The sequence below is a fragment of the Caballeronia telluris genome (genome assembly GCF_001544495.1).
Lineage (GTDB): Bacteria > Pseudomonadota > Gammaproteobacteria > Burkholderiales > Burkholderiaceae > Caballeronia > Caballeronia telluris.
Genome location: NZ_FCNZ02000032.1, coordinates 26552 through 47840 on the forward strand (window position 1 = coordinate 26552; position 21289 = coordinate 47840).

Genomic DNA, 21289 nt, shown 5'->3' on the forward strand with positions numbered 1-21289 from the left:
CGTCATTTCGATGCGACCGCCGGCGCCTGCTTGGCCGAGTTGATCTCCTGATACAGCGCCGGGCCGTCCGGAATCTTGCCGATGAGTTCGTCGCGCGCGGTCTTGGTGGCTTGCGCCCACGGCGCGGTTTCGACCGTCGTGACCTGGATGCCCTTCGCTTTCATCGAAGCGATCGCAGCGTCGTATTCGCGCTTGTATTCCTTTAGATCGAAGTCCGCAGCGATCTTCGCCGAGTCCTGGAACGCTTTCTGATCGGCGGGCGAGAGCTTGTCCCACGAGCTCTTGCTCATCGCCAGCACGACCGGAAGATAGTTCACGCGCGTCACGTAGAAGTGCTTGGCGACGTCGGAGAACTTGTCCTGCACGAACTGCTCGGGCGAGGTATCGGCGCCATCGACGAGACCTTGCGACAGCGCGAGAAACAACTGGTTGTAGGCGAGCGGCGTCGGATTCGCGCCGAGCGCCTTGTAGCCCGCGATATAGCCCGGACTCTGCATCACGCGTACCTTGAGATCCTTCATGTCCGCGAGCGACGTGACCGGACGTTTGGTCGTGAACAGGTTGCGTTCACCGACCGCGAGCCACGTGAGGCCGATCATGTTCACCGGCTTCATCATGTCGAGATACTTGCGGCCGACCGGGCCTTGCAGCACGCCGTTCGCCTCGTCCATGCTGGAGAAGAGATACGGCATGTCGAAGATCTGCCATTGCTTGATCGTGTTGTCGATCGGCGCCTGCGCGGAGATCATCAGATCCTGCGTGCCCGTGCGCAACGCCTGCGTCATCTGCACTTCGCCGCCGAGCTGCGATTGCGGGAACAGTTGAATCTCGACGTCGCCGTGCGTGCGCGCGGCGACTTCCTTCGCGAACACCTGCGCGGTCAACTGATAGTGATTGTCGGGCGCCAGCGTGTGTCCGAGCTTCATCACGACCTTGTCCTGCGCGCTCGCGCCAGACGATGCCGCCACGCACATCGCGGCGAGCGCCGCGCTCATCGCTACGCGCAGCATGCTCTGCGCTCTGAAAAGCGAACTCATGTTGTCTCCTTGCTCGATAGGGATACCGCCCGGCGAGCGCGCCGCATCGTTCGGTGCGAGTGCCCGGTGCGAATGCGGAGCCGGCGGGTTGACGCAAGTATTTGTGATCGCGGCGATGGTGCGTTAGGACCAGTCGTCGAATTTCTTGGACTTTTTTACGCGGCCCTTTCGCATCGCCGGGTCCGATGCAAAAAAGTCCAAAAGATCGCGCGAACCGTCCTACCGGTTGAATGAGGCCCCTCTTTAAAGTGACTTCATGCCGACCGTACGACGTCAGAACGCATCGTTTAGCGATAACCCCAACTCATCACGAAGAAACATCGACATGGCCAAACGCCCTCATATGGATTGCTATGCGATCGGCGACACCGCCGATTTCGCCAAGACCGTCTCCGAATACGATATCTATGGCTTTGCCGGCATCGTCGGCGATTTCTACGCCGTGCATCTCAACGAGGAGTATGCGAAGGGCACGCGCTTCGAGAAACGCATCGCGCAGGGCTGCCTGTCGGTCGGATTTCTCTCCACGGTGATGGGCTACATGGCCGGGAAAGCGCCGAGCCCCGGCGCCGTGTCGTATCGCTATGACATCACCTTCAACGCGCCGGTGTTCATCGGCGACACGGTGAGCGCGCGTCTCACGCTCGAAGAAAAGGACGAAGAGCGCAACGTGTGCGTCTTCGCCGCCGACGTGACGCGCCAGGACGGCGTGGTCGTGGCATCGGGCAAGACCTATCTGAAAGTGCTGTAACGCCATGACGAACGACACGCTTCCCATTCTCGCCTCGCAGCACGGCGCGCTGCGCCTCCTGACGCTCAATCGCGCCGCCAAGCTCAATGCGTTCACGCCCGACATGCTCGCGGCGCTCGAAGCCGAAATCGCCGATGCGCTAGCCGACGACGCGACGCGCGTGATCGCGCTCACCGGCAGCGGCGCGAAGGCATTCGCCGCGGGCAACGACATCGAGCGGCTCGTGTCGCTCGACGGCGTCTCGGCTTATCGCGACATGGTGGCCGGCCAGCGCGCGCTGCTGCGCCTGCATGAAAGCGCGAAGCCGACCATCGCGATGGTCAACGGCTACGCGCTCGGCGGCGGCTTCGAACTGGCGCTCGCGTGCGACTTCATCGTGGCATCGAGCGATGCGAGCTTCGCGTTTCCCGAGATCACCTTGAACACCATGCCCGGCTGGGGCGGCACGCAACTGGCCGTCGCCAAGATGGGGCTCGCGTGCGCGAAACGCTTCGTGCTGAGCGGCAGGCGCTTTTCCGCGCGCGAGTGCGAGGTGTTCGGCTTCATCCACGAAATCGCCGCGCCCGAGAAGCTGTTCGATACCGTGCGCGCGTTCGCCGACACCCTCGCCTCCTACGATCCGTTCGCGGCCGAGATGGCCAAGCGCGCGCTGAATCGCGCGGGCGAATTGCCCTTGTCCGCCGGACTCGACTTCGAGGCCGCGCAATACGCCGTGAATTTTTCGAGCGAAGGCGCGCGCGCGGGCCTGCGGCACTTCGTGGAACGCAAACGTGCGCGCCGCGCCGCGCAAGCCGACACCGCACCGGTCACGCCATGATGACAAACTTCAATCAACCTCACTGGCTCGGCGAAGAACACACCATGATGCGCGAAGCAGTGCGCCGCTTCGCCGAGAAGGAAATCGCGCCGCAATCGGAGGCGCTCTGGGAGCATGAAGCGTTTCCCTACGCGATCTGGCGGCAGGCAGGCGAACTCGGCTTCACGGGCTTGCCGTATCCCGAGGAATACGGCGGCGGTGGCGGCGACTGGCTGTCGTTCGTGATCGTGCTCGAAGAACTCGCACGGGTGGACTGCGCCGTCGCCAATGCGCTGATGGCGAACTCGACCGTCGCGAGCCTGCTGAACAACTACGGCACGGCGCAACAGAAAGCGCGCTTCCTTCGCCCCATTCTCGACGGCACGCAGATCGGCGCGATCGGATTGTCCGAGCCAGACGCCGGTTCCGATGCGGCCAACATCGGCACGCGCGCGGTCTTCGACGGCGAACACTGGATAATCGACGGTGCGAAGACCTTCATCAGCAATTCGGGCACGGAGATCGGCGGGCCGACCGTGATCGCGGCGGTCACCGGCACTCGGCCCGATGGCCGCAAGGAGATCTCCAATTTCATCGTGCCGCAAGGGACGCCGGGCAATGGCAAGGGCAGAAAGCTGCGCAAGATCGGCTGGCGCGCATCGATCACGCACGAGCTGTTCTTCGAGCAATGCGCGGTTCCCGCGGATCAACTGCTGGGCGAACGCGGCGCGGGCCTGCGCCAGACGCTCGCGCAGATCAGCACGGGGCGCATCCTCATCGGCGCGCTCGCGCTCGGCATCCTGCAGGGCTCGCTGGATCGCTCGGTCACATACATGAAGGAGCGCCGCGCGTTCGGACGCGCGATCGCCGAGTTTCAGGCGCTGCAGTTCAAGATCGCCGACATGGCGACCGATGCGCACGCCGCGCGTCTGATGCTCTACGACGCCGCCGCGTCAAAGGACGCCGGCGCGGCCTTCGATGCGCAGGCGTCGCAAGCCAAACTGTTCGCGACCGAGCACGCGATGAAAGCCGCGCATCAGGCACTGCAGATTCACGGCGGTTACGGCGTGATGGCCGAATTTCCGGTCGCGCGCGCATTCGGCGATGCAAAGGTGCTGGAGATCGTCGAAGGCACGTCGGAAATACAACGCATGATCATCGCGCGCACGCTGCTCGCGTGATCGCGCGCTGAAACCGAGAGGAGAATGTTTATGCTGGAAGGCATCAAGGTGCTGAGTTTCACGCATTTTCTGCAAGGCCCCGCCGCCGTGCAGATGCTCGCCGATGTCGGCGCGGATGTGATCAAGATCGAACCGCCCGGCGGCGCGTTCGAACGTAGCTGGACCGGCGCGGATGCATTCCTCGAAGGCGTGAGCGTGTTCTTTCTGCTCGGCAACCGCAATCAGCGCAGCATCTCGCTCGATCTGCGCGACGAAGCCGCGCGCGAGATCGTGTGGCGTCTGATCCGCGAAGCCGACGTGCTCGTCGAGAACTATCGTCCCGGCGTGCTCGACAAGATGGGCTTCGGCTATGCGCCGGTGCATGAAGTCAATCCGCGTCTCGTGTATTGCTCGTGCACGGGCTACGGTTCGTCCGGGCCTTATCTAAAGCGTCCAGGCCAGGATCTGCTGCTGCAGGCGATGAGCGGACTGACCATGCTTTCCGGCGACGCGGAGTCGCCGCCCACGCCGGTCGGTTCCGCCATCGTCGATCAGCATGCCGCCGTGCTCGCCGCATTCGGCGTGGTCGCCGCGTTGCAGGCGCGCGAGCGCACGGGCGTGGGCACGCGCATCGAGAGCAACCTCCTCAACGCCGCGCTCGACCTGCAAATCGAGCCGTTCACGTACTACATGAACAAGGGGCCGTTGTGGGCACGCACGCATCCGCCGACCGGCAGCCGCTTTCATCCCGCGCCGTATGGCGTGTACCGGACGCGTGACGGCTATATCGCGATGTCGCTCACGCCGACGCAGAAGCTCGCGAACGCGCTGTCGTGTCCCGCGCTCGCCGCGTTCACGCATCCGAAGGACAACGTGCTGAGGCGCGACGAGATCAACCGTCTCGTCTATGACACGCTGAAAACGCGCCTGACCGAAGAGTGGATGCACACCTTCGAGGAGCACGATATCTGGTTCGCGCCCGTCAACGACTATGGGCAGGTCGAGCAGGATCCGCAGGTCGCGCACAATGAAATGATCATGTCGTTCGATCACGAGGAAGCGGGACCGGTGCGCCTGCTCGCGCATCCGGTGCGTTACGACGGCGCGGCGCCTCCGCTGCGGCGGCATCCGCCGAAACAGGGACAGCATACCCGCGAAGTGCTCGCGGAACTGGGTTATACGCCGCAGGAGATCGACGGTTATGTCGAACGCGGCATCGCATTGACATCGAGGAGAGAGGCATGAGCGCGCAACCGAACAACTGGCCAGCGCTCTTGCGCTTCGACGACGTCGAGATCGGCCGGACGCAGGTGAACGTTCACACGGTCACAGAGGCCGAAGTGAACGCGTTCGGACACCTGTCCGGCGACCTGAATCCGCTGCATATGGAAGATGCCTTCGCCGAATGCTCCCCTTTCGGACGGCGCGTCGTGCATGGCCTGTTGACGGCCGCGCTGGTCTCGGCGGCGCACACCGAATTGACCGGTCCGGGCTTCGCGTATGTTGGGCAGGAGCTGCGCTTTCTGGGGCCGGTGTATATCGGCGATACGGTGACGATCAACGTTTGCGTCGTCGAAAAGAAGCCCGCAAAGCACATCCTCGTGATGGATACGACGGTGCGCAATCAGCAAGGGCGCGTGGTGCTGAGCGGGCTTTCCGCGCTGAAGGAACTGCGCTTCGATCACGCGCTGATGGCGCGCAGCGCGGCGGCGTGACACCGTCGCGCGCGGGCCGCACGGTGTAAATGCCAATTAACCGGCAGCGCGGGCACGGCTACACTCGTGCAATCGCCCGCGCAGCGCGGGCATGCAGGCGGGCGCGAAGACGCTCCGCCGCCGACGGAGGAGACAGTTGGATACCGCATGTTGCTGTCACGTTCCGGTGATCCGGATCGAGGACTACGAATACGGCGCACACGTCAAGACGCCGGACTTTCATCTCGCGCCGATCGAGGCGCTCAAATCGACGCTGGTCTATCCGCACCGGCACGACTTCTATCACATGATGTGGGTGCTCGCGGGCAGCGGCTCGCATGTGATCGACTCGGTGCGCTACGACGTGCGCCCTAATACGCTCTACATCATGGCGCCGGGACAGATTCACGATCTCGATCTGTCCTCCGATACGCTCGGCTATTCGCTCAGTTTCTCGTCGGAGTTTTTCGCGTTCCGCGTGCAGAACCGCCATACAGAGACGGAAGTACCCGTCTATAACTTCGAGCAACTCGCCCCGTGCGTCAACCTGAGCGACGCGCAGGTGCGCGAACTGGCGCGCGTGATGGACGGCATCCGCCACGAGTATCAGGAGGAGCAGGTCGGCTACACCGACGCGATCTGGGCCTATCTGCACGTGTTTCTGATCAAGGTCGCGCGCATGTGCGATGCCGCCGCCATAGGCGATGCCGCCGCGACGCGCAGCGTGCTGCTGTCGCGCCGCTTCAAAAGCCTGCTGGAGAAGCATTTTCGCTCGGTCAACGAAGCGGCCGATTACGCGCGCCTGCTCAACGTCACGGAACGCGCGCTCAACGAAGCGACGCGTCAGGCGCTCGGCAGCACTGCGCCCAAGCTGATCCGCGAGCGCGTGATGCTGGAGGCCAAGCGTCTGTTGCTGCACTCCGAAGTGAATGTCGCGGAGATCGCCGCGATGCTCTCGTTCGACGATCCCGCCTACTTCAGCCGCTGCTTTCGCAAGCATACGGGCCGCTCGCCGATCGACTATCGGCGCAGCCTCGACAAGCTGCACATCTGAGCGTCTTCATGCGGCGCTTCGATGCGGAAATGTCCAACAGTTCATGCGTTTCATCCTAACGCGGTCGCGCAGGCGCTTCTTAGAATCGTCCTGCGAATGACGAACTCAAGGAGACGCCGTGTCGAACGTAATGAGCTCGCTGTCAGTCAGCGAGACCCGGGCAGAGCTGTTTCGCGAAACCCTCGATAAAACCGCGCAAAAGGTCGCTTCCGACGAGCTGACCTTCGGCGTCGAATTCCCGCAAGTCACCGGCCCCGATGGTCAATGGGTGCGTCTGCCCGCCTCGCTTTCGGCGGGCTACGACGGCGACGCATGGAGCCACGGCAACTGGTTCTGCGGCTTCTGGGTCGGCTTGCTGCTGAGCTCGTACCTGCACACCGGCGAGGCGCGCTTTCTAGAATGGGCGCGCGCTCGCATGTTGCTCGTCCGCCAGCGCGCGCAGGATCCGAACACGCATGACATCGGCTTCATCTTCGACAGCAGCGCGGTGCCGGGACATCACATCACCGGCGACTCGTGGTTCGCCGACATTGCGCTCGAAGCCGCCGACAAGCTGCGCGCTCGACTCGTGACAACGCGCAACGGCGCGTATCTCGCGTCCTGGGGACCGATCTCCGATCCGCGCGGCCGGAGCGCCTCCGCGATCGACACGATGGCCAATCTGTCGCTGCTCTACTGGGCCGCCGGTCACGCCGACGACGGCAGCTACCGGCAAGCCGCGGACGCGCACGCCGAGATGACCGCGCGCGCCTTCGTCCGCGCCGACGACTCGACCTATCACGCCGTCGAATACGACGTGCACAGCGGCGCCCGGAAACGGGGCTACACGTTTCAAGGCGCGTTCGACGAATCCGCGTGGAGTCGCGGCCAGGCTTGGGCGATTTACGGCTACGTCAACTCCGCGCGGGAAACCGGCAAGCGCGCGTATCTGGATCTGGCCGAGCGTCTCGCCGATTACTACCTGCGCCGCCTCGACGGGCGTAAGGTGCCTCCGTGGGACTTCGATGCGACCGGCCGCGACGCCGAGATCAAGGACACGGCCGCTGCTGCCGTGGTGGCGTCGGCCTTGCTGGAGATGGCACGCGTGCATCCCGAGGCGCAAGCCGCCGCGAAATGGCGAGGCCACGGCCTCGCGATGCTCGAAGCGCTATGCCGCGACGAATTCACCCGGGACGGCCAGCACGGGCTGTTGCATAACTCGTGCTACTCGAAGCCGCACAATATCGGCGTGGACGGCGCGACCATGTTCGGCGACTTTTACTTCGTCGAGGCGCTATGCCGCGCCGTGCATCCCGGCAAGCTACGCCCGCTGGACCACACGCGTATTCCACTCGCCTGAGCGTCACGACGAAGCCACGACGAACGGCGGAACGACGGCATCGCCGCCGAACCGCCCACGACTAGTCACTCATCACTGCTTGTTCACTTGCCATTGAAGGATCGGAAGCGATCGAATGCATGTTCCGCTCTCTAGCACGCCGACGGCTGAAGGCGGCACTCGCGACCCTTCGGCCTTTCTACCGATGCGACCTCTCCTTCACCGCGCGAAGTGTCAGGACACTGTCGCCCGCGATGCCTGTGACGCCCAACGCGATCAAGGCTCCCGTCGGTCCGAGTACTGTTGCAAGCAGGCCCGCTAACAGCGTTCCGAGCGGCCAACATCCGATACCGACAGTGACCAGACCGAACACACGATTACGCATGACGCCGGGCACGGACTCGATCACGATAGTCGTCTGGTGTATGTTGTAGGCGGCGCTACCAAAGCCGCCCACGAAGAGAATGACGAGCAACGAAGCCAGCGAGCATCGGAAAGAACTCGCGAACCCAGCGATCGCAATAGCCAGGAAAAACACGCTGGATCCGGCTATCAACCAGACAAAGGATCGCCTTCGTAGGCGAGCGCCTCCGATGATCGCGCCGGCGACAAAAGGGCCGCGGCGCAAAGCGACGCCGTTGCGGAGAGGAAATAGGATGTCGAGACGCCGAGTGCTCCGTAGATCAAGCCTCCAAGCAGAGGCCCGAGACATCGCGTCGCGAAGTTGGTCATGCTGTCGATAGCGACCGCGCGAGCGGCCATCGCCGTGCCCGCTGTCTCCGCAATCATGCGCCTACGCGCAGGCATCTCGGTGGCATAGACGACACCGCTCACGAGCGCGGCAGCGCAAGGGGTCTGGCGACACCGATCTCATGAGGTATGTGAACGTCGAAGCCGCGCTTGAACGCTTTTTGGAAAGAGCCGAGCGAGAAAGCGTGTGGCACTTTGAGCCGGACGACGCGACGCTGTTCGAGGCGATCCTGCGGCAAGCCGACCGCCAGCTTGATGATGCGCCCAGCTATGTGCACATGGACGCGAGCGCGCGCCTGGATCGGTTCACGCTCAGCGGACGACGGTCGCCGCTGCCGAGCGCGGCGCGCATGCAGTAACGCTCGCTTTCGCCGGAAAAACAATGTCATTCGGCTGACTTGTGCACAACGGTCAAGCGGTTGGCCGCCGCAGACGCTTAGTATAACCGAGTAAAATGTGTTAATGTTACTTATGTGAAATTGTAGTATTGACCCGCATTTATAAGCCGGCGACAAGTCGCGCGAACTCGTCTCTCACGGCGTCGCAGAAGGTCGCGGCCACGACCGGGATTGGCTGAGAAGCATTTGTCACGATGTAGAAGTGATCCGGAACGGCAGGCGCGAATGACTTCACCACCACTCGCTGATGCGCATGGGCTGCCGTGACGGGGTCGATCAGTGCGACTCCCGCACGATTCGCGACCAACGCCACGATCGCTTGCGATAGCTGCGCCTCGATCACGAGATTACGTGTCACGCCCGCTTCCACGAAGACGCGGTCGATCGCGGCGCGGGCGTCGAAGCTTTGAGGAAACGAAACGAAACGAAGCGCTCGCCGCTCAGATCGTCCGGACTCAACGATGCACGGCGCGCCAGGCGATGCCCGCGCGGCACGATACATCGCATCACCGCGTTCGGAAGCCGCTCGCTCTTCACGGCTGGATGCGGGATAGCCTCGGCGATCAGGCCCGCGTCGCACTGACCGGAAGCGACCTTGTCCACCACCGTCGTCGCACTGTGCGCGAACAGACTCACGTCGATGCCGGGATGCTGCTCGACGAAGCGCGCGATCACCGCCGGCAGCAGGTCGAGCGCGACGGCGGGCGACCCCGCCACGCGAAGCGAACCGCGCCGCATCGCGCGAATCTGGTGGGCCGCCTGCGCGATACGGTCGAGGTCGACGAACGCGCGCTCCACTTCCTCGAACAGCACGCGCGCTTCGGACGTGGGCGTAAGCCTCCCCTGCTGCCGTTCGAACAGCACGAAGCCGACGCGGCTTTCAAGATCGGCGATAAGGCGGCTCACCGCGGGCTGCGAAATATGCAGCGACTCGGCGGCGCGCGTGACGGTGTGTCGAAGCATGACCGCGCGAAACGCTTCGATCTGCCGGATTTTGAGTTCGGACATTTCCATAACACTGGATTATAGATGACCGATCAATCGGCATTTGACGGGCTTTTTTGCTCCGCCCAAAGTTGCGTCTCGATACATAAACGCAGGCGGAAAGTGCAATCTATGCACGTCGATCGGGCCCATAACACACCTCGCCGCTTCGATATCGTGGTCGCGGGCGGCGGACTCGTCGGCATGGTCATCGCCTACGGGCTCGCGCGCGCGGGCCAGCGCGTAGCCGTGTGCGACGGAGCCGACTCCGCGCATCGCGCGGCGCGCGGCAATTTCGGCCTCGTCTGGGTGCAGGGCAAAGGCGGAAGTTGCCTGCCTTATGCGCAGTGGTCGCGCGAGTCGTCGGAGCGCTGGAGCGCTTTCGCTACGCAGTTGAAGTGCGAAACGGGCATCGACGCCGGATTCGAACGGCCCGGCGGCATCGAGTTGTGTGAGACGGCCGAACAGCTCGAAGCCGGCCGGCAGCTGCTCCAATCGATTCATGCGCAGGACGCATCGCTCGATTACGAGGTGCTCGACATTGACGCGCTGAAGGCGCATGTGCCCTCCGCATCGGATGAACTTGCGGGCGCGCTCTATTCGCCGCACGATGGTCACGCGAACCCGCTCTACACGCTGCGGGCCATGCAGCAGGCCTTTGCGTCGCACGGCGGCACGTATCTTCCGCACAACGAGGTGCGCGAGATTCGCCCTCGCGCGGGCCGCTTCGAGATCGACACGACGCGCGGCACGCTGGAAGCCGGACGCGTCGTCCTCGCCGCGGATCTCGACAACAAGCGTCTTGCACCGATGGTCGGCATGAACGCGCCGATCACGCCTCTGCGCGGTCAGATCATGGTGACCGAGCGACTCGCGCCGTTTCTCGACTATCCGACGCTGGTCGTGCGGCAGACGCGCGAAGGCTCCGTGCTCCTCGGCGACTCCGCCGAGCAGGTCGGCTTCGACGACGGTCAGACACGCGCCGTCATGGCCGATATCGCCCGGCGCGCACGCACCGCGTTTCCGGCACTCGCGCATGCGCGCATCGTGCGGGCATGGGGTGCGTTGCGCATCATGACGCCGGACGGACTGCCGGTCTACGAGGAATCGGCGGCGCATCCCGGCGCGTTCCTCGCCATTTGTCATAGCGGCGTGACGCTCGCTGCCGCACATGCGGACATCATCGCGCCGTGGATCGCGGGCGGCGCACAGCCCGTGATTCTTCATCCTTTCGTCGCCACGCGCTTCTCGAATTAGACATGCCCACGCACTTCGAATCCCTCGCCACCCTGTCGACGCCGCTGGTACGCATCGATATCGACGGCGCGCATCGGCACCTACCGTCGCATTACACGGTCGCGGCGGTGCTGCTCGAAAGCGGCACGCTGGCGTGCCGGAGCATGCCGGTCAGCGGCGCACCGCGCGGACCGTTCTGCATGATGGGCGTGTGCTTCGACTGTCTGGTCGAAATCGACGGCGTGCCGAACGTGCAGGCGTGCATGACGCGCGTGTGCGAAGGCATGCGTGTGCGTCCGATGTCCGGCAAGGCGAGACTCGCATGACACGGCATCCTGCACAGTCGAAGTGCGATCTGCTGATTATCGGCGCCGGGCCTGCGGGCATGTCGGCGGCGATCGTGGCGCGCCGCGCGGGCCTCGAGGTGATCGTCGCGGACGAAGGCGAAGCGCCGGAGGACAGATCTATCGCAACGCATCGCGGTCTCCGCTCGCGGATGCATCCGTGCTCGGCGACGAATATCGCGCGGGACGCGCGCTGATCGACGCTTTCGACGCCAGCGGCGTGACACATCTCGCGAACTGCGTCGTATGGCAGATCGAGTCCGGAAACGGCCGTGCGGTCGCGATGCTCACGCGCCGCGCGCACGCCGGCGAGCCCGGCGGCACGCTCGACGTATCGGCGCGCGCGGTGCTCGTCGCGACGGGCGCGCAGGAGCGTCCGTGGCCCGTGCGCGGCTGGACGTTGCCGGGCGTGATGGGCGTCGGCGCGGCGCAGACGCTGCTGAAGTCGTCCGGATTGGCGCCCTCGCAAGATGCCGTGCTCGCCGGCTGCGGACCGCTCTTGTGGCTGTTCGCACGCAATTGCTGAATGCGGGACGCCGTGTGCGGGCCATCCTCGACACGACGCCGCGCGATGCCTGGCGCGCGGCGCTGCCTCATGCCCTCCCCGCGCTCGCCGGCGCCGACTATCTGCTCAAGGGTCTGCGCATGATGCGAGCGGTGAATCGCGCGGGCATCCCGGTTCATCGCGGTGCGAGCGCGTTTTCGATCGAAGGCGAAGGACGCGCCGAACGCGTGCATTTCGTCGATGAACAAGGCGCGTCCCGATCGATCGACACCTCGCTCGTGCTGCTGCATCAGGGCGTGATTCCGCCGACGCAACTGTCGCGCGCGCTCGGTTGCGAGCACGAATGGGATGCGTCGTCGGCGTGCTGGCGGCCTCGCACCGATGCGCGCGGGCGCAGCAGCGTGGAGAACGTGTGGATCGCCGGCGATGGCGCGGGTATCGGCGGGGCGAAGGCCGCCGCGCACGCGGGGACGCTTGCGGCGCTCGATATCGCGCGCGAACTCGGCTCGCTCGATGCGCCAGCGCGCGATGCACGCAGCCGTCCTGCGCGGCTTGCGATGAAACGCCATCTCGCCGTGCGCCCGCTGCTCGATGCGCTCTACGCGCCGCCCGCGGCGCTGCGCCGTCCCCCCGACGACGTGATCGTGTGCCGGTGCGAGGAAGTCACCGCGGGCGAGATTCGCGCGATCGCGGCGCTGGGCTGCCAGGGACCCAATCAGATGAAGGCATTCTCACGCTGCGGCATGGGTCCGTGTCAGGGCCGATGGTGCGGCACGACGGTCGGCGAACTGATCGCGCAGGTGCAGGAGCGCGCGGTCGGCAATGTCGGTTACTACCGCATCCGCGCGATCAAGCCAGTCACGGTCGATGAAATCGCCGAGTCCATCGCGCTCGACCACGACTTTGCACGCGGCGAATTTCCCAGTTGATTCCATCCACGACAGACGAAACGACACCCCACACACGGAGACTCAATGAAGACCATACGCGCAAAGACGATGTTGACCGCCGCCGCGCTCGCCCTGATGGCCGCCGCGTTATCGCTTCCCCCGCCCGGAAGGCAGCCCGGCGGACGGATCACATGGTCGAGCGCTTTCCGGATGTGCTTCGCATTTGAGGAAATAGCGCGCCGGGAGACACGTCGCCGATGAGCAACGACAGGCGATTACGTCTGCAATAAACCTTTACGCGTAGATTATTGTTTCCGACAATACATACCTGCAGTCAGTGGCAATATACCGCTGAGAGTTAGCTGAGAGAAGATCATGTCCCCCTCACTGAGCTCACATACAAGGGCTTCGCACTGATTCCGGTCATCGCGCAGGACGACAATATGTATGCGGCGATGCTGATAATCGGCGCGCCCGACGGCGTCAGGCGCGCTACCGGAGTGCTCGGCGACTTTCCTTGCCCGCTCGAGGCCCAGCGCTTCGCCCTTTCGTACGGAATGGCAGAGATCGACCATCGGACCTCACCTCAACCAGAGTGGATCCCGAATTCGGCGCACCACATTCATTTTGAGATAGCGACCTTTCGCTAACCCTGGGACTCGAAGAAAGCCGCGTCGTCGGATCTCGATGCTGCTTCCGAGATGACGCGGAATTCAACGTCGTCGAGTCCGAATTCTTTTGATAGCGCCCAGCAAAAAGCCTTGCTTATGCAAAACTAAAGCCCGTCGGGCCACTTGGCGCTCCCGCTCGCGCTACGCTTCGTTCCACGTCTGCCTGTTGCTCCAACCGGCGACCAAGCAGTCATCCGCACGGCAATTCCTGAGCCCTGCCATGGTCGCAGGCGGATCGCATCGGCATCTGGAATTGCATGACGTCCGCGCGTCGCGCTGCGCCGCAGTCCCAAAGCTTTAGGTTCAAGACGACGTGCGTTCACTCGTCGCAGTTGGACCAGGCGATCCCTTCATCGAATGCGCGCGCCCGTGTTTTGGCCGGCCTGTTGCCATACCGCCATCAACACTTCAGCCCAACGCCGTTGCGATCATCCTGCAAACACGTGTCAGGCCTCACAACTCACGCCTTATGGTCCCTGAGGAACCTGAAGAACTCCGCGCCCTCTTGCAGGCGCCGTTTCATCATCTCCCAACTGACCAGCATCTCGCGAACGATTTCCCAGATCTTCGTCGGTCTGAAATAAAAGCGCTTGTAGAACTCCTCGACGCCAAGAAAAATCTCTTCGCGCGACAAATGCGGATAGCCGATAGTCGATGCCTGGGTGCCCGCCGAATTGACAAGCGTGATGACCTTGCTTTCTTCCAGCCATCCGTTTTCCACAGCTTGCTTGTGAAGGACCGTCCCCGGATACGGTGCGGCGAGCGATACCTGGATCGTGTGCGGATTGATCTCCTTCGCGTACTGGATCGTTTTCTGTATCGTCGCGTGCGTTTCCCCGGGGAGCCCGAGAATGAACGTGCCGTGAATCTTGATGCCGAGCTTGCGGCAATCGTCACTGAAGCGCCGTGCCATATCGGTCCGCAGCCCCTTTTTGACATTCACGAGAATCTGGTCGTCGCCGGACTCGTAGCCTACGAGCAGGAGCCGCAATCCGTTTTCCTTCATCACTTTGAGGGTTGAATACGGAACGTTCGCTTTGGCGTTGCATGACCATGTCACGCCGAGCTTGCCCAGGCCGCGAGCGATCTCCTCGGCCCTCGGTCTGAGATCGGTGAAAGTATCGTCGTCGAACATGATCTCCTTCACTTCCGGCATGTTGTCCCTGATCCATTTCACTTCTTCAAGGACGTGCTCGACCGAGCGGGTGCGATAGCGATGTCCCCCGACCGTATGAGGCCAGAGGCAGAACGTGCAACGCGACTTGCAGCCTCGACCCGTGTAGATCGAGACATACGGATGCTTGAGGTAACCGCTGAAGTAGTTCTCGCTCTTGAGGTCACGCTTGTAGACGGGCGCAACGAACGGCAACTGGTCCATGTCTTCGAGAATCGGCCGGGCGTCGTTGTGCGTGATTCCGCCGTCGGGCAAGCGATAGCTGAGACCCAGAATCGATTCGAATGGAAGTCCCTGTGCGATGTCACGACAGGTGAAGTCGAATTCTTCACGGCACACGAAATCGATCGCATCGCTTGCGACAAGCGAGCCGTGAGGATCGACGGCCACCCTTGCCCCGACCATTCCGATCAGGATACTGGACTTGCGCCGCTTCAAATGCTCCGCGAACTGCGCATCGCTCGAAAACGATGGGGAGCTCGTATGAATGATGACCAGGTCGTATTCCTGAGCAATGTCGAGCGTCGTATCCAGAGATAGGCCATCCGCGGGCGCATCCACGACGCGGCTGCCCTCGACCAGCGCGGCAGGCTGCGCAAGCCACGTTGGATACCAGAAGGATCGAATCTCGCGCCTAGTCTGGAACCGTGAGCCCGCTCCGCCGTCGAAGCCGTCGAACGAAGGTGCTTGTAGAAATAGTGTTTTCATAAATGCCCTCAAAGATTACGGTCCGCTTGCGGGATCATTGGCCCACAGGGATTCGCCGGGCGTCGGCGATGTTCGCGAATTGATTCAGGCTATCAAAAAACTATGCTAGTCACTCTGGACAGCTGGTACGGGCGCCCCCTCTCAGGTGGGAACTCTGAACTACAGGAGGTCCGCTTAAGAATACTACGACCCCCGACCTTTGAATTGCAAAACCTCAGTCCCTTCTCCCCTTCGGTCGATTTTTACGTCGAGGTTACTGCTTTGGCCGCCTGTCGTATCGGTGACCGGTGTCGCGAGACGCAGTGCGCCGGGACCTCTGTTGTACGAACGGTGACGCCTATATTGAGCTTCCGCTCGATCGATTGCCTCCCGCTATTGAGCACTGGGTGGTGCGAACACGCGCATCCGCGTCGATACAGCCACAGTCCGTTACTGACGGGTCGCTGCGCGCGTTATTTCCCGCCCAACGCGGGCAGAATTCTCGACGGCCGGTCGGGCCGCATCGCTACTTGCTCTTCCCGGCACTCATGAAACGCAGCGCAAAACCGACGAGCTTCGGCATGGTTTCGGGGCGCAGAAGGCGCCTGTCATACCCCGAGAAGCGTCGCTCATTCTCGGCAGACATAGCGTCATGAGTTCGCACACCAATCTGCACCGACGACAGAGACTGCGTGCCGTTGACGGTGAAGTTGTTATCCTGCTTGCGCTCGTTGCCTTCGGCATCGAGCGAACAGGCCGAAAGCAAAAAAACTGTCGATACACTCGCTGCAACCTGTGACCAGGTAAGCCCATTCCGTATCCCGGGGATAGACATACGGTGCTTCGCTGGCAAGCGGAATGCCGTATGCGGCGACCATCCGCGAAAGCACCTCCTTATGGCGGTCCTCCTCCACGCATTTAGCGCCAGCGCGTCACGCACGTCAGGCTCGCTGAGGGTGGCTGCATACGCAGCCATGCGCAGGCGGGCGCGCGTCCCTCCGTCTGCGCGGCGATGTCCCAGATCGGCAGGTAAGCGATCCTCGCAAGCGCGTCGGGTGCAAGCTGCCGCCAGTCGAGGACGGACGGGCGGTACGGACTGAAGGTCTCTTGGAACATTCAGCACATCTCGCGCCGATGCTCCTCCGGAGCCCGCTTCGAGGATACCCGCGACCTGGCTTGTCCACTCCCTGACGTTCCGGTCTGCGGCTTCGACGGTCGCCTGATCGGGCATGCGCTGCGGCAGCACCGGCGCACGGAAGCCCTGAATCAACTGCTCGACAGCGAACCCGTCAAAGAGAGGTTCATCCATTGTGGGAGCGCCCAGGTGGATTCAACATTACAAACTGGAGATCACTCGAACAGCTTGCGTCGAAACTGCGGGCCGCCGCTGTTCTGGCAGGATCGTCTTCAACGCCGCATCGATGATGTGGGATCGCGCCGCCGTTCGCTTCTGGCTAAACAAATTCGATTGAAGTCACCAAGACTGTCACTTCGACTCAACGAAGATTTCACTTCGCATTCGCCCGCCCCGGCTTCACCGCCGCCCGGCGCGGCCGGCCAAACGAACGTTCAGCCACGTGCCAGTAGACGAGCCCTGGCAGAAAGAACAGCAGATCCCGCACGCGCCGCGCGCCTGCCAGTGCGAGGCAGGTGGGTGCATCGAGGCCGAGCATGCCGCCGATCAGAAGGAAGCCGCCTTCCTGCACGCCGATGCTACCTGGCACGACAAAGGCCACACTGCTCACGAGCTGGATCAGTGCCTCGAGCACGAACGCGGTCGCGAAGTTCGCGTCGGACCCGAGCACGCGCAATGCAACCCAGATCTCGAGCGCCAGACCGAGGCACTGAAGCGCCTGCCAGATGAACAGATATCGAACCACGACGCCGGCCTGCCGCCAGATGAGCTTGATCGACTGATCGATGCGCGCCGACTTGCCAACGAGCGCATACACCTTACCACTCGTGACTCGATTGAGTGTTCGGGCGGCGCGTTCGAACGGCCGCGCATGTTGCACGAGCGCGAACAGCAAGAGCACCGGCATGAGCGCCGCCAGACCCCACGCCAGCCTTCCCGCAAGGCGCACGGAGTCCGACGAGGCCAGCTCCGCCACATATCCGAGGGCGATGAGTGCAAAGACGACCTGGCTGATCAACGTGAGCTGCATGTCCACGACGAGACTCGCCACGGCCGTCGCCGGGCGCACGCCGACCCGGCCGAGCAACCGGAATGAAACGATCTCCCCGCCGATGCGCGCCACGGGCAGCAGTCCGTTGATCGACTCGCGAATCCAGACGAGCTTGAGCATGGTCGCAAGCGAGGGGCGCTCCGCATCGCGTATCAGCATGCGCCAGTCCCAGGCGTTCGGCAGCATCGCCGGGATATGGACGAGGGCGGCCAGCACCAGGCCCACTCCAGCGGACTCGAGCAGATGCAGAATCGCTACAGGATCATCGCGCCAGATGAGCCATGCTGCGATCGCCGAGCCAAGCAAGGCGGCGCCAGATCCGAGATATTTCATCCGGGTACGGCCTGTCCAGAAAGAGCAGTCATCGTCGACTCGTTGGTCATTTCAGGCTCCGATCATGTTGGACGCACGGCGACAACATACCGTCCTCGTCGACATCGAAGCGTTGTCCACGCCATAACACGCGGGACGAGAAGAAGCTCGCGACGTAGATTACGAACTGAAGGACATCCCAGAGCGGAAGCCAAGGAAATCCGCTGCAACGCTCACCCGTTGCGCAATCCGTCTGCCAAACCAATATCGCGCGGACGATGACCGTCAACACGACCAGCCCACAGGCCAGCACATTGCCCCATGAAATCAGCACGGCAAGCAAGGCGAGCGGAAACGGATGCATCAGGATAGCCCCGCGATGACCCGTCGGATCGGCAGCGCGAATCGTGCGGCTCCAGCGCAGTTCGTGTGCGAATAACTGGGAAAGCGTTGTCTCGACACAACCGTGCCGTACGACGAACGGCGGAATGGCTACCAAAAAGCCGCTGCGGCGCACCGCTTCGCCAATTGCGTAGTCCTCTGCGAGATGATGCCCAAACTGCGCGAGACCGCCTATGCGCATCAGTGTCGTCCTTGTCATGGCAATCGTCTGGCCGAAACAGGGTCGCGCCCGTCCAATCGACAATCCGGTGACGATGCCAGGCAGAAAATGATAGTCGGTCATCGCGGAACTGACCCCGGGCCAGAACCCAGGCGCGCACAATCCGCGATAAGCGCTGGTGACCAACCCGACGCCAGGTTGCTGAAGCGCGCCTACGATGTCGCGGAGGAAGCTTGGGCCGACGCGTACGTCGCTGTCGGCAAAGCAAAGCACATCGTGCTCCGCGCGCTCCAAAATGTTCGTAAGATTGGCAATTTTTCGGTTGGGCCAATTCTTCCTGCCGTCCGCCACGACGGTTATGCTTTTCTCGGGAAATCGCGCGCGTAGTGAGTCGACAGCGCTGAGCGCCGCATCAGATTGGTCATGGACGCCGAAGACATATTGAACCGGTCCGGGATAGTCCTGCTCCACGAAACTCGTCAAGTTCTCCAACAGTTCCCATTCCTCGCCGTGCAACGGCTTGCCAACGGTAACTGCAGGGAAGCAAACGGCCGCGAAGATCGGACGCGAAAAGAACCGGCGCATAAGGAAACTCGCCGATACGGTGTACACGATACCGAGTCCGGCACCCAGCGCGGATAACCCGGCGGCGAAGGCGAAGAATAGATGGACAACATGCGGCTGAGCCATACGCCTCCGAACCTTAGCGCCCCTGGGATATCGGAGACTGCCTGACCAATGCTTAAGATAGCCTTAGCGTCGAGGCCCCCAGCCCTCGCTTTTCGATTGTTGGCGGTTCGCGATCGGTCGGACCAATGCGATCGAGATGCATACGTCGTTCTTCATTGCAGACGATGCGTGACTCCCCGTCTGGGATTGCGCCAGAATACAGGGCACGCGAATACCGTTAAGTTACTGTCACAGCGGCTCGCCGAAAACGCGAGGCGAGCGGTACTTCAAGGCCCTGTGCGGATGGCGCCAATTGTATTGCTCGAAGGCAGCAGCCAGATGCGAGAGTGCCGTCGCACACCAGGCTTGCCCACTATCACGATGTAATCGAGCTTCATTGTCTTCACAAACGGCTCGACCATACCGTGCGCTGGGGTCGAATGGTAGATCATGGCGCCGGCTTTGATCTATCCGACAATGTTTACCTGACGCTGGTGAAGACGCGAACGCAGCAGGATAGCCATCGGAAAAGTGCTCATAGCTACGCCTTGCAAGGCTTGACTTGCGCGCGCCGTGCCCGAAACCGGCGCGCAAAAGCGAAGCGTCGGGTACAGCGGGCGCATTAAATCACGAGCTGGCGACGCTGATAAGCCGGATCATAGTAAATCTCATTCACTTCGCGGTCGGGCATGTAGATAACAACGTCGACCGTCGTGATGACCGTTTTCAAGATCACGTCGTAGTCCATTGTGCGGCCGATTTCCGAAGCTTTAACGAGGGTCGCGTTCCGGGCGAAAGTCATTGCCGCGTTATTCGCATGGGTGGAAAAGATGCCGCCCAGATGCCCCGTGTTCGCGCCTGTTAGGTAGTCCGATGCCGCATCGTCACGGAGCTCAGTGAGGAAAATACGGTCGGGCGACAATCTCATTGCCGCCGTCAGGCATTCTTTCGCTGATACCGATAAGAACCTCAATCTAACGGACTTAGGCGGCTTTCCCGACCATGCTGGCAGACAGTAGTCTGCTAACCTCCTTTCTTGTTAGCGCGTAGCACTCGCAGGAGCGAGCTTCCATTGCTCGGCGATCGATCACCTTGATTCTTCCCCTCGTCGGATAAATGAGCCCCGCATTCTGCAATCGTCCGACGCACTCGGTGATGCCCTCGCGTCGAACACAGAGCAGATCGGCAATCCGCTGCTGCGTGGTCTCGATAGTGCTATCAAGTGTCGCATCTACAGCGTCGAGAATCCAGCGACATAGCTGCTGTTCCAGGGAATGATGCCGATGGCATGCAGCGAGCTGAGCCGCGCGAGTGTAAAGCACCTGGACATACAGCATTAATAAGCGGCGAAGTGATTCGCTGCGCCTGAATTGTTCTTTCAGTGCACGCGTCCGAATGCGGTAGCCGCGCCAGCGCACTGAACTTCGATACTCCACGCGAGCACATCAATACCAGCCCACAACGCTGCGCCGGTCGTTCCCTCGCCCCCGATCGCAGCAACCTCGGTCGATCTACCGTCCTCCATATTCTGCACGAGTGAAACGGTGGAAGAGATTGGGAAGTAAGCGTACTGCATAGGCTGCCCCGGTCTGCTTAAAACATTTGAAGTCTCTAATTCTACGACTTCCAAGTCCGGAGCAAGCGCATGCCAAGCATCAGAGGGCAAGCTTCGAAGCAGCTGATTCCCATGTAGGTCGTATTGTAGTGTGAGCATGTCGGTGGTAGCTGTGCTATGCCAAAGGTCTCACCGGACAAGCAAGACTCAGTCCGTCTACGCGATCAGGAACGATTCCGACGAAGTCCTCCTGAGTATTGACAACGCTATCTGATGCAAACGTTTTGGCGACGAGTGAATGTTCTAATTTCCTACCAGCGCAAACCTCGCTTTCATACAAGAAACACCGACTCTCTCGTCTTATTTCCAGAAATCGCGTAAAAAGCGCATGGCAGCCCGGCGTTCGGCAGTTCACAGTAACCTGGGCGGGGAAGCCGGAAAAAAACAGTTCGACATGGCGTTCTAGCGTTCCTCGGAACTCTAGCAGGCCGTTGAAATATCCGTCGTTGATGCACTCAGATGCATTACGACGGATGCTGGTTTCATATTTTTTTGA

The 21289-nt window shown here is 62.1% G+C and carries 20 protein-coding genes and 3 pseudogenes; 11 read left to right on the forward strand and 12 right to left on the reverse strand.

Translation table 11 applies throughout. The features are described 5' to 3' along the window. Positions 1 to 2 precede the first annotated feature (2 nt). Complete coding sequence (locus AWB66_RS27750; RefSeq protein WP_087633281.1) at positions 3 to 1037, reverse strand: TRAP transporter substrate-binding protein; 1035 nt, start codon at positions 1035 to 1037, stop codon at positions 3 to 5. Positions 1038 to 1362: 325 nt separating this feature from the next. On the opposite strand from AWB66_RS27750, the gene AWB66_RS27755 reads away from it, so the two are divergent. The 7 genes from AWB66_RS27755 to AWB66_RS27785 all read left to right on the forward strand — a co-directional run bounded on the left by AWB66_RS27755 (position 1363) and on the right by AWB66_RS27785 (position 7831). Beyond that, positions 1363 to 1788 carry a MaoC family dehydratase gene (locus AWB66_RS27755; protein ID WP_235021264.1) on the forward strand — a complete coding sequence of 142 codons (426 nt, stop codon included), beginning with the start codon at positions 1363 to 1365 and terminating at the stop codon, positions 1786 to 1788. Positions 1789 to 1792: 4 nt separating this feature from the next. Next, complete coding sequence (locus AWB66_RS27760) at positions 1793 to 2605, forward strand: enoyl-CoA hydratase/isomerase family protein (RefSeq protein ID WP_087633282.1); 813 nt, start codon at positions 1793 to 1795, stop codon at positions 2603 to 2605. Positions 2606 to 2649: 44 nt separating this feature from the next. Next, positions 2650 to 3765: an acyl-CoA dehydrogenase family protein gene (locus AWB66_RS27765; RefSeq protein WP_235021265.1), complete on the forward strand. Its 1116-nt coding sequence runs from the start codon at positions 2650 to 2652 to the stop codon at positions 3763 to 3765. Positions 3766 to 3795: 30 nt separating this feature from the next. Next, positions 3796 to 4989, forward strand: coding sequence for a CaiB/BaiF CoA transferase family protein (locus AWB66_RS27770; RefSeq protein WP_087633296.1), 1194 nt, complete (start codon positions 3796 to 3798; stop codon positions 4987 to 4989). Beyond that, positions 4986 to 5459 carry a MaoC family dehydratase gene (locus AWB66_RS27775; protein ID WP_086966357.1) on the forward strand — a complete coding sequence of 158 codons (474 nt, stop codon included), beginning with the start codon at positions 4986 to 4988 and terminating at the stop codon, positions 5457 to 5459. Before AWB66_RS27770 ends, AWB66_RS27775 begins: the two co-directional genes overlap by 4 nt. A gap of 136 nt (positions 5460 to 5595) precedes the next feature. After that, positions 5596 to 6492: a helix-turn-helix domain-containing protein gene (locus AWB66_RS27780; protein WP_087633284.1), complete on the forward strand. Its 897-nt coding sequence runs from the start codon at positions 5596 to 5598 to the stop codon at positions 6490 to 6492. A gap of 118 nt (positions 6493 to 6610) precedes the next feature. Continuing rightward, positions 6611 to 7831 (forward strand): glycosyl hydrolase, encoded by a 1221-nt coding sequence (locus AWB66_RS27785; RefSeq protein WP_235021266.1) that lies wholly within the window; start codon positions 6611 to 6613, stop codon positions 7829 to 7831. Positions 7832 to 8009: 178 nt separating this feature from the next. Here the strand turns inward: AWB66_RS27785 and AWB66_RS27790 are convergent, their stop codons facing one another. Further along, positions 8010 to 8348, reverse strand: a complete 339-nt coding sequence (locus AWB66_RS27790) for an MFS transporter (RefSeq protein WP_125469799.1) — start codon at positions 8346 to 8348, stop codon at positions 8010 to 8012. Between the two features lie 343 nt (positions 8349 to 8691). On the opposite strand from AWB66_RS27790, the gene AWB66_RS27800 reads away from it, so the two are divergent. Continuing rightward, a complete protein-coding gene (locus AWB66_RS27800) occupies positions 8692 to 8919 on the forward strand; it encodes a hypothetical protein (RefSeq protein WP_143328361.1) in 228 nt (75 codons plus the stop codon). A gap of 139 nt (positions 8920 to 9058) precedes the next feature. Here the strand turns inward: AWB66_RS27800 and AWB66_RS27805 are convergent. Beyond that, positions 9059 to 9972 (reverse strand): annotated as a pseudogene (locus AWB66_RS27805) (LysR substrate-binding domain-containing protein). 102 nt (positions 9973 to 10074) lie between these two features. On the opposite strand from AWB66_RS27805, the gene AWB66_RS27810 reads away from it, so the two are divergent. The 3 genes and pseudogenes from AWB66_RS27810 (at position 10075) to AWB66_RS27820 (ending at position 12956) form a co-directional block, all read left to right on the forward strand. After that, complete coding sequence (locus AWB66_RS27810) at positions 10075 to 11199, forward strand: NAD(P)/FAD-dependent oxidoreductase (RefSeq protein WP_087633289.1); 1125 nt, start codon at positions 10075 to 10077, stop codon at positions 11197 to 11199. 2 nt (positions 11200 to 11201) lie between these two features. Next, positions 11202 to 11504 (forward strand): (2Fe-2S)-binding protein, encoded by a 303-nt coding sequence (locus AWB66_RS27815; RefSeq protein WP_087633290.1) that lies wholly within the window; start codon positions 11202 to 11204, stop codon positions 11502 to 11504. Further along, positions 11501 to 12956, forward strand: a pseudogene (locus tag AWB66_RS27820) (FAD-dependent oxidoreductase). The gene AWB66_RS27815 and the pseudogene AWB66_RS27820 overlap by 4 nt, the downstream one beginning before the upstream one ends. A gap of 1092 nt (positions 12957 to 14048) precedes the next feature. Here AWB66_RS27820 and hpnJ read toward each other — a convergent pair. The 9 genes and pseudogenes from hpnJ to AWB66_RS34580 all read right to left on the reverse strand — a co-directional run. Further along, on the reverse strand, positions 14049 to 15470 hold the full coding sequence (hpnJ, locus tag AWB66_RS27830) for a hopanoid biosynthesis associated radical SAM protein HpnJ (protein WP_087633292.1): 1422 nt from the start codon (positions 15468 to 15470) through the stop codon (positions 14049 to 14051). A gap of 505 nt (positions 15471 to 15975) precedes the next feature. Beyond that, positions 15976 to 16284 (reverse strand): hypothetical protein, encoded by a 309-nt coding sequence (locus tag AWB66_RS34565; protein ID WP_235021267.1) that lies wholly within the window; start codon positions 16282 to 16284, stop codon positions 15976 to 15978. A gap of 83 nt (positions 16285 to 16367) precedes the next feature. After that, positions 16368 to 16565: a hypothetical protein gene (locus tag AWB66_RS34570; protein WP_235021268.1), complete on the reverse strand. Its 198-nt coding sequence runs from the start codon at positions 16563 to 16565 to the stop codon at positions 16368 to 16370. A 392-nt stretch (positions 16566 to 16957) separates the two neighbouring features. Then, positions 16958 to 17968 (reverse strand): lysylphosphatidylglycerol synthase domain-containing protein, encoded by a 1011-nt coding sequence (locus AWB66_RS27840; protein WP_087633293.1) that lies wholly within the window; start codon positions 17966 to 17968, stop codon positions 16958 to 16960. Positions 17969 to 18014: 46 nt separating this feature from the next. After that, positions 18015 to 19199 (reverse strand): bacteriohopanetetrol glucosamine biosynthesis glycosyltransferase HpnI, encoded by a 1185-nt coding sequence (gene hpnI, locus AWB66_RS27845; protein WP_087633294.1) that lies wholly within the window; start codon positions 19197 to 19199, stop codon positions 18015 to 18017. A 228-nt stretch (positions 19200 to 19427) separates the two neighbouring features. Continuing rightward, positions 19428 to 19618 (reverse strand): annotated as a pseudogene (locus tag AWB66_RS34575) (integrase core domain-containing protein); the annotation flags it as partial. Between the two features lie 182 nt (positions 19619 to 19800). Continuing rightward, entirely contained in the window at positions 19801 to 20151 is a 351-nt protein-coding gene (locus AWB66_RS27850; protein ID WP_268811164.1) for an ATPase, T2SS/T4P/T4SS family, read from the reverse strand. A 10-nt stretch (positions 20152 to 20161) separates the two neighbouring features. Next, entirely contained in the window at positions 20162 to 20515 is a 354-nt protein-coding gene (locus AWB66_RS35000; RefSeq protein WP_327355572.1) for a Crp/Fnr family transcriptional regulator, read from the reverse strand. Positions 20516 to 20908: 393 nt separating this feature from the next. Continuing rightward, a partial coding sequence (locus AWB66_RS34580) for a hypothetical protein (protein WP_235021269.1) occupies positions 20909 to 21289 on the reverse strand: 381 nt, incomplete at its 5' end.

What these genes read in the sequence shown, in the direction of transcription:
- AWB66_RS27750 (WP_087633281.1), bottom strand. Translation starts at nt 1,037, where the DNA reads ATGAGTTCGCTTTTCAGAGCGCAGAGCATGCTGCGCGTAGCGATGAGC.
- AWB66_RS27755 (WP_235021264.1), top strand. Translation starts at nt 1,363, where the DNA reads ATGGCCAAACGCCCTCATATGGATTGCTATGCGATCGGCGACACCGCC.
- AWB66_RS27760 (WP_087633282.1), top strand. Translation starts at nt 1,793, where the DNA reads ATGACGAACGACACGCTTCCCATTCTCGCCTCGCAGCACGGCGCGCTG.
- AWB66_RS27765 (WP_235021265.1), top strand. Translation starts at nt 2,650, where the DNA reads ATGATGCGCGAAGCAGTGCGCCGCTTCGCCGAGAAGGAAATCGCGCCG.
- AWB66_RS27770 (WP_087633296.1), top strand. Translation starts at nt 3,796, where the DNA reads ATGCTGGAAGGCATCAAGGTGCTGAGTTTCACGCATTTTCTGCAAGGC.
- AWB66_RS27775 (WP_086966357.1), top strand. Translation starts at nt 4,986, where the DNA reads ATGAGCGCGCAACCGAACAACTGGCCAGCGCTCTTGCGCTTCGACGAC.
- AWB66_RS27810 (WP_087633289.1), top strand. Translation starts at nt 10,075, where the DNA reads ATGCACGTCGATCGGGCCCATAACACACCTCGCCGCTTCGATATCGTG.
- AWB66_RS27815 (WP_087633290.1), top strand. Translation starts at nt 11,202, where the DNA reads ATGCCCACGCACTTCGAATCCCTCGCCACCCTGTCGACGCCGCTGGTA.
- hpnJ (WP_087633292.1), bottom strand. Translation starts at nt 15,470, where the DNA reads ATGAAAACACTATTTCTACAAGCACCTTCGTTCGACGGCTTCGACGGC.
- AWB66_RS34565 (WP_235021267.1), bottom strand. Translation starts at nt 16,284, where the DNA reads ATGTCTATCCCCGGGATACGGAATGGGCTTACCTGGTCACAGGTTGCA.
- AWB66_RS34570 (WP_235021268.1), bottom strand. Translation starts at nt 16,565, where the DNA reads ATGTTCCAAGAGACCTTCAGTCCGTACCGCCCGTCCGTCCTCGACTGG.
- AWB66_RS27840 (WP_087633293.1), bottom strand. Translation starts at nt 17,968, where the DNA reads ATGAAATATCTCGGATCTGGCGCCGCCTTGCTTGGCTCGGCGATCGCA.
- hpnI (WP_087633294.1), bottom strand. Translation starts at nt 19,199, where the DNA reads ATGGCTCAGCCGCATGTTGTCCATCTATTCTTCGCCTTCGCCGCCGGG.
- AWB66_RS35000 (WP_327355572.1), bottom strand. Translation starts at nt 20,515, where the DNA reads ATGCTGTATGTCCAGGTGCTTTACACTCGCGCGGCTCAGCTCGCTGCA.